This is a genomic window from Frateuria sp. (assembly GCF_035695185.1).
Lineage (GTDB): Bacteria > Pseudomonadota > Gammaproteobacteria > Xanthomonadales > Rhodanobacteraceae > Frateuria_A.
Window position 1 is genome coordinate 1 of record NZ_DASSES010000197.1, and the last position, 5,082, is coordinate 5,082.

The 5,082-nt window shown below is 68.3% G+C and carries 5 protein-coding genes; 3 read left to right on the forward strand and 2 right to left on the reverse strand.

Annotated elements, in window-relative coordinates; all coding sequences use genetic code 11:
* Positions 1-579 (reverse strand): (d)CMP kinase (gene cmk, locus VFH59_RS15805; protein WP_325165869.1); only part of this gene is annotated, 579 nt, incomplete at its 3' end.
* 427 nt (positions 580-1,006) lie between these two features.
* On the opposite strand from cmk, the gene VFH59_RS15810 reads away from it, so the two are divergent.
* From VFH59_RS15810 to ykgO, 3 genes are all read left to right on the forward strand, one after another.
* Entirely contained in the window at positions 1,007-3,019 is a 2,013-nt protein-coding gene (locus VFH59_RS15810) for an NADPH-dependent 2,4-dienoyl-CoA reductase (RefSeq protein WP_325165870.1), read from the forward strand.
* A 208-nt stretch (positions 3,020-3,227) separates the two neighbouring features.
* Complete coding sequence (locus VFH59_RS15815; RefSeq protein WP_325165871.1) at positions 3,228-4,136, forward strand: LysR substrate-binding domain-containing protein; 909 nt, start codon at positions 3,228-3,230, stop codon at positions 4,134-4,136.
* Positions 4,137-4,200: 64 nt separating this feature from the next.
* Positions 4,201-4,326, forward strand: a complete 126-nt coding sequence (gene ykgO / locus VFH59_RS15820) for a type B 50S ribosomal protein L36 (RefSeq protein WP_008215056.1) — start codon at positions 4,201-4,203, stop codon at positions 4,324-4,326.
* 143 nt (positions 4,327-4,469) lie between these two features.
* Here ykgO and greA read toward each other — a convergent pair whose 3' ends face one another.
* Positions 4,470-4,946 (reverse strand): transcription elongation factor GreA, encoded by a 477-nt coding sequence (gene greA, locus VFH59_RS15825; RefSeq protein WP_325165872.1) that lies wholly within the window; start codon positions 4,944-4,946, stop codon positions 4,470-4,472.
* Positions 4,947-5,082: the final 136 nt, after the last annotated feature.

Consider the following 5,082-nt stretch of genomic DNA (forward strand, 5'->3'; position numbering starts at 1 on the left):
CGTACGCGACGCATCGCGTTCGTCACGCGCCTCGATCTCGCGCTGAAGGGCACCAAGTGTAACGTTCAGCCCCTTTTCCTTCAACTGCTTATAGCGCCTTTTCGCCCGCTCGGCGGCACTGGCGGTGAGGAACACCTTGAACGGCGCATCCGGGAAGATCACCGTGCCCATGTCGCGCCCGTCGGCAACCAGGCCAGGGCCCTTGCGGAAACCCAGTTGCAAGTCGACCAGCGCCTGCCGCACCGAGGGGATCGAGGCGATCGCCGACGCCGCCGCGCCGGCGGTTTCGGTACGCAGCTCGTCAGTGGCGTCGTGGCCGTTGACGATCACCCGCGTCTCGCCACCGCCGGCGGCGGCATGGAACCGGATCTTCGTGGTCTGGGCGCAACGCGTCACGGCCTCGGCGTCGGACAGGTCCAGTCCCTCGGCCCCCGCTGCGTAGCCGACCGCCCGGTACAGCGCACCGGAGTCGAGCAGCCGCCAGCCCAACTGCTCGGCAACCAGCCGGCTGATGGTGCCCTTGCCCGACCCGGACGGTCCGTCGATGGTGAGGACTGGGACCGGCTGCGTGCGGCTCATGGGGCTCCCGGGGATCTGCAAAAAATCCATGGTAACGCGTTGAACACCCCTGAAGCGCGTGCCATCCAGCCGCCCCCTTGCAACGCCTTGCCTGACGGTCCTCACCGCGCGTCCGGGCAGGCCGCGGGATGTCCGGCGGTCCGGGCCCCAGCCCCACGACCATACCCCGCTCAGGTTCCAAGCCCTGAACCCGCAGGGCTCGCTGGGCGACGCCCCGGCCCGCCCGCGCCGAGCCTCCGCCATCTAGCGGGCACTGTCAGGCGCCTCTGGCCGGCAGATGAAGCAAGGCGCCCGACGCGGGGACCACTCGTCGGCGTGGATCCACCCGCGGGCGCAGGCCAGTGAGCAAGAAAGCCAACCAGGGGCGCGGCTTGCTTTCAGCGTCCCCACCCGGCACATTCATACGACCGTTTGAATGGACACCGGCATGCATTACCCGCACCTGTTCGCCCCGCTGGATCTGGGCCACGTCACCCTGCCCAACCGCATCCTGATGGGCTCGATGCACACAGGGCTGGAGGACCGCGCGGCGGACTACGACAGGCTCGCCGCCTACTTCGCCAAACGGGCGCGCGGTGGCGTCGGGCTGATGGTCACTGGTGGTATCGCACCCAGTATCGAGGGCTGGCTGAAGCCGTTCGGTGGCCGCCTGTCGATGCCCTGGCACGTGGCCCGACACCGCAGACTCACCCGGGCGGTGCACGCCGAAGGGGGACACATCTGCCTGCAGATCCTGCATGCGGGACGCTATGGCTATCACCCGCTATCGGTCGCCCCTTCGGCGATCAAGTCGCCGATCACCCCGTTTACGCCACGCGCGCTCTCCGCCCACGGTGTCGAACGCACGGTCCGCGACTTCGTCCGTTGCGCGCGGCTCGCGCGCGAGGCCGGCTACGACGGCGTGGAAGTGATGGGCTCGGAGGGCTACCTGATCAACCAGTTCCTCGCTGCGCGCACCAACCGGCGCGAGGACGCCTGGGGCGGCGATGCCACGCGGCGCATGCGGTTCGCGGTGGAGGTGGTGCGACGGACCCGCGAGGCCGTCGGGCACGACTTCATCATCATCTACCGGCTGTCCATGCTGGAACTGGTCGAGGGCGGCCAGTCCTGGGAAGAGATCGCTTCGCTGGCCAGGGCCATCGAAGCGGCGGGCGCCAGCATCATCAATACCGGCATCGGCTGGCACGAGGCGCGCGTGCCGACGATCGTCACATCGGTGCCGCGTGCCGGCTTTGCCTGGGTCACCCAGCGGCTCAAGCGCGAGGTCAGCCTGCCGCTGGTGGCAACCAACCGCATCAACATGCCGGAAGTGGCCGAGCGTGTGCTGGTCGCGGGCGAGGCGGACATGGTCTCGATGGCCCGCCCGTTCCTGGCCGACCCTGATTGGGCAGCCAAGGCGCGTTCCGGCCGGGCCGCGGCCATCAACACCTGCATCGCCTGCAACCAGGCTTGCCTGGACCACGTATTCCAGAACAAGAGTGCCAGTTGCCTGGTCAATCCGCAGGCATGCCACGAGACCGAACTGGTCGTCGTGCCGGCGTCGCAGCCGAAACGCATCGCCGTGGTCGGTGCCGGACCGGCCGGACTGGCCTGCGCGACCACGCTGGCCGAGCGCGGCCACGCGGTGACGCTGTTCGAGCAGGCGGGCGACATCGGTGGCCAGTTCAACTACGCCAAACGCATTCCCGGCAAGGAAGAGTTCCACGAGACGTTGCGCTACTACCGCCATCGCCTGGCCGAGCTGGGCGTGGAGCAGCGACTGGGCTGCCGGGCCACGCTGGACGCCTTGCAGGCTTTCGACGAGGTCGTGGTGGCTACCGGGGTGGTGCCTCGACGGATCGACTTCCCGGGCAGCGACGACCCGCGTGTGCTCGGCTACCTGGACGTACTCGCCCATGACCGCCCGGTCGGCCGGCGGGTGGCGATCATCGGCGCGGGCGGCATCGGTTTCGACGTGGCCGGATTCCTGGTCGAGCCACCGCCCTCCCCCACACTCGATCCGGTCCGTTGGGCGCGGACCTGGGGGGTGGACCGGACGCTTGCCGCCCGCGGTGGCCTGGTACCCCCTGCGCCGGAGCCGCCCGCGCGGCAGGTCTGGCTGCTGCAGCGCAGCGAGGGCCGCCCGGGCGGGCGGCTCAACAAGACGACCGGGTGGGTGCATCGCGCCACGCTCAAGGCCCATCGGGTGCAGATGCTCGGCAACGTGCAATACCAGCGCTTCGACGACGCGGGCCTGCACATCCAGCTTGGTGGGCAGCCGCAGGTGCTGCCGGTCGACAACGTGGTGGTATGCGCGGGGCAGGAGCCGTCCCGCGGCCTGGCCGATGCCCTGCTGGCGGCCGGCCGGAGGCCGCATGTGATCGGCGGCGCCGACGTTGCGGCCGAGCTCGATGCCAAGCGGGCGATCGCCCAGGGGACACACCTGGCTGCGGCGCTTTAGCGCCGCGCAGAAAAGAAAGCGCCCCGCGAACGACGCGTCGGTGCCGGCTCTGGGGGAGGAGGACCGGGACCGCGGGATAGCGTCGCTGCGGGGCGAGGGTCACCGCCACCTGGGGGGAGGGGAAGGTGGCGGGACGAGGCAAACGATACGCTCGTCACAAACATCCGACCAATATATATTTGCCCCCCGAATTATTCGGCTTGCCACTATGTTCGACTTCCGCCAGCTCCGTTACTTCGTCGCCGTGGCGGAAGAACTGAGCTTCACACGGGCCGCCCAGCGCCTGCATATTTCGCAGCCCCCGCTGTCACAGCAAATCCAGGCGCTGGAGCAGGACCTGGGCACACGCCTGTTCGATCGGGACAAGCGCAATGTGGCGCTGACCGAACCCGGACGCATCCTGCTGGAGCAGGCGCGGCAGATCCTGGTCCAGGCCGAGCAGGCCCGTGCCCACGTCAGCGACGCGGCAGCCGGCTTCAGCGGCGCGTTGCGCCTGGCATACACGATTTCGGTCACCTTCCATCGTGCCCTGCCGCAAACCCTGCTGCGTTTCCGCCAGTGCGCGCCGAAGGTACGCATGCAGTTGCAGGAGATGTACAGCGAACCGCAGTTCACCGCGTTGCGGGCCGGCCAGATCGACGTCGGTTTCGTGCGCGACGAGCCCCGCCACGAGTCCGACGCCCGCGTGCTGCGGATCGACGTGATCGATTACGAGCCACTGGTGCTTGCCGTCCCCTGCGGCCACCCGCTGTCCGGGCAGGACAGCGTGCAATTCGACGCGCTGGCCAACGAAGTGTTCGTCAGCCAGCCCCGCGAATTGGCTGCGACCCTGTACGACCGCCTGGTCCGACTGGCCAGCAAGGCGGGCTTTCATCCGCTGATCGGGCAACATGCGCAGCAGATCAACGGCCTGCTGGCCCTGGTGGCGGCCGGTATCGGTCTGGCCCTGGTCCCGGCCAGCATGCGCGCGGTGCAACTGGGCGGCGTGAGCTACGTATCGCTGGAGGATCCGGACGCGTACCTGCTGCTGGCCGTCGCCAGTCGCATGGACAACCCTTCGCCGGTGCTCGCCAAGTTTCTCCAGATCGTCAAGGGTGTGGAAGAGGCGGACTTGTGAACCCGGGGAACTGTGGCTACACTTAGCGGCTTGAATTTTCCCGTATTGTTTCCAGGAGCTGGCCGTGAAGGTGCTTTCCTCTCTGAAGTCCGCCAAGCAGCGGCACCGTGACTGCAAGGTCGTGCGCCGTCGCGGCAAGGTCTTCGTGATCTGCAAGAGCAACCCGCGTTTCAAGGCGCGCCAGCGCTGAGCCGTCCGGGTTGACGCAAAAAGGCCGCTCGATGCGGCCTTTTTTGTTGCCTGTTTCCAGGATTGCCGGTCTTTGACCCGCTGGCTGGAGTACCACAGGCGCGACCGGGAGATGCCGGCCGCGCCGAGAGGCGCCCCACTGCGTCAGACGTAGCGGACGCCGGTGATCTCGTAGTGCTTGACTCCGTTCGGCGCCTTGAACTCGAAACTGTCGCCTTCGCTCTTGCCGATCAGCGCGCGGGCGATCGGCGAGGACACCGCGATCAGCCGCTGCTTGATGTCCGCCTCCAGGTCGCCCACGATCTGGTAGGTCACCGCCTCGCCCGAGTCCTCGTCCTCCAGGTCCACGGTCGCACCGAACACCACCTTGCTGCCGGCACCGAGCCTGGACACGTCGATCACCTCGGCCGTCGACAGCGCCGCCTCCAGCTCGCCGATCCGCCCTTCGACGAAGCTCTGCTGTTCGCGCGCGGCGTGATATTCGGCGTTTTCCTTCAGGTCGCCGTGGGCACGGGCCTCGGCGATCGCCGCGATGATGCGGGGACGCTCGACCGACTTGAGGCGATCCAGTTCGGCGCGCAGGCGTTCCGAACCGGTCTTGGTCATGGGGGCGCGGCTCATGCGCTCAGCTCCTTGTGCAGTTCCTGCAGGCTGTGCACGTCCGCCTCGCCGTGGAAATCCAGCGAGTGGACGAGCGCACGCGCGCCTGCCACGGTGGTCGAGTAGGTGACGCGGTGCTGCAGGGCCTCGCGCCGGA